Genomic DNA, 2,396 nt, shown 5'->3' with positions numbered 1-2,396 from the left:
GACAGGTTTGCTGGCGTGACGGTGACTGCGTTCATGTCGGATGGCACGGAGCGTGAGCTGGCTGCCGATGATGTGACGGTCGCTGGCTCGTATTTCGGCGAGGGCGGCGATGCTGATCTGACCAAGCCGTTCGAGCGCGCTGGTAAGGTGCAGATCGTGGTGAGGCTGAAGGCCGATCCGTCGAAGGAGGACACGTTCACGGTGACGGTCGCCGAGAAGGCGGTGACGCCTGATCCGGAGCCGGAGCCTGATCCTGAGCCGAGTCCGAATCCTGGTCCGAGTGTGCCGGGATTGTCTGATTTGACGGAGTCGAATCGTGTTGCCGGTCTGGTTCCGGTGGATTCGATGGTTGCCGGCGGCACGGTGACGCTGCACGTTGGTGCGGCTCATGCTGGCCGGGTGGTCGTGGTGTTCCTTGATTCGGCTGGTGTTGTGCGGTCTCGTGGCAATGTGACGGTCGGTGCGGATGGCGTGGTTGAGGCGTTTGCTCCGAATCTTCCGGGTTCGTATCGTGTGGCGGTGTCGACTGCCGGTGGTGCGTTGCTGTGGGATGTGGTGTCGGTGACGGCGAAGTCCGAGACTCCGGCGCCGACCCCGAAGCCGTCGCCGGCTCCGACGGTTCCGTCGAAGAGGCCGGCGGTGGCTGATACGGGTGCGTCGGTCGCCGTGGTGGCGCTGGCTGCCGTGGCGCTTGCCGCTGCCGGTGGCGTGGTGTTCGCTCGTCGCCGTGCGTAGCCGTTGTGTGTAGCCGTCGCGCGTGGTCGTGCGCCGGCCGCGCGTGACGTCAACGGTTGCGGGTGTGGTCACGTGGTGCGGGTTTGGTCACGGGGAGCGCCCCGCTCCCTGTGACCGTGTCCCGTGATCGTTGGTATTGCAGCGTTTGTAGCACCCCGGTCACAGGGCGCGCCCGCTCCCTGTGACCACCCCCGCGCCATGTGACCGGCCGCTCCCTGTGACCAACCCCGCGTCACGTGACCAAGCCGCCACTAAAGCGTCGCCAACGTTTGCCCCATCCACTACACTGGTTGCCACAACGAGGCATGTTCCGCGGCGCCGTCGCCGCACCGGATCAAGGAGGAGCCGGTAGAGGACCACGAACGGCGTGATCCGACGGGCAGGCCGCGCACAGAAGGAACCAGAATCCATGAAGAAGCGTTCGACTTCACGACTACGCGGCACGCGATTCGCCGCATTGACCGCATCGGTCGCCATCCTGCTCGGTGCACTGACATTGCCCGCCGCCGCAATCGCAGCGGATGACAACACCATCAATCCAGCCGACCCGGCGATCACCGCCCCGATCGCCGCCGAGGATGCCACGCCGGAAACGTCAGGCACCATCACCGGCGCCAACGGCAAGATCAGCATGTCGATCACCCGCACCGACACCTACGGCAGCGACGTGCATCTCGGCGACGTGCTCACCTACAGCCTGACCTACACGAATCTGCACAACGTCAACATCGTCACCTACCCATCGGCATCGAATCTCGACAACGTGGCGGTAAGCAGCACCAAGAACTGCCGACTGGGCAAGCTCGAACCAAACAAGTCGTTCACCTGCACCTACGGCAGCCACACCATCACCGAGGACGACGTCAAAGCGGGCACATTCACCGCCACCGCCACCATGAAGGCCGCCACCGACATGAACGGCACCGACGTGCTCGACGAGGTCACGGTCAGCGCGCCCGCCGTCAACGTGATCGACGGACTGCGCCCCGACGAAGCGACCAAGCCCAGCGATCGGCTCGACGGGCAGGCGATCCGCCTCGCCACCAAACTGCAGTACGGCAACGTCTGCTACCGCATCCCGGCGCTCGCCGAAGCGCCCAACGGCTGGATCCTCGCCGCATTCGACCAGCGGCCGCGCACCAAGATGATGAACAGCAACACGGTCCAGTGCTGGGACGCGCCGCAGCCGAACAGCGTGGTGCAGCGCATCTCCAAGGACGGCGGCCGGTCGTGGTCCACGATCCAGTTCGTCGCCAAAGGGCACATCGGCGACGACCGATACGGCTACTCCGACCCGTCGTATGTGGTCGATGAGGAGACCGGCGAGATCTTCCTGTTCTTTGTCAAGTCGTACGACAAGGGCTTCACCGATTCCGTGCTCGGCGTTGGCGACACGCGCAACGTGATCCAGTCCGTCGTCGTCAGCTCGAAGGACAACGGCGCGACGTGGAGCGAGCCGCGCAACATCACCGCCGACATCACCAAGGGCCACGAGAACGAGTGGAAGTCGCGCTTCGCCACCTCCGGTGCCGGCATCCAGCTCAAGTACGGCGCGCACAAGGGCCGCCTGATCCAGCAGTTCACCGTGCGCACCACCGGCAACGTGAACCGCGCGGTGTCGATCTACTCCGACGATCATGGCGCGACATGGAAGGCCGGCA

The 2,396-nt window shown here is 65.0% G+C and carries 1 protein-coding gene and 1 pseudogene; both read left to right on the top strand.

Annotation, left to right across the window (positions count from 1 at the left end; all coding sequences use genetic code 11):
- Positions 1 to 735, top strand: a pseudogene (locus tag EHS19_RS10105) (hypothetical protein); the annotation flags it as partial.
- A 409-nt stretch (positions 736 to 1,144) separates the two neighbouring features.
- Positions 1,145 to 2,396 (top strand): sialidase family protein (locus tag EHS19_RS10100; protein ID WP_175578423.1); only part of this gene is annotated, 1,252 nt, incomplete at its 3' end.

The sequence above is a fragment of the Bifidobacterium jacchi genome (assembly GCF_009078285.1).
GTDB lineage: Bacteria > Actinomycetota > Actinomycetes > Actinomycetales > Bifidobacteriaceae > Bifidobacterium > Bifidobacterium jacchi.
Note: the sequence above shows the minus strand (reverse complement) of the source record. Positions and strands in the feature narration are given on the sequence as shown.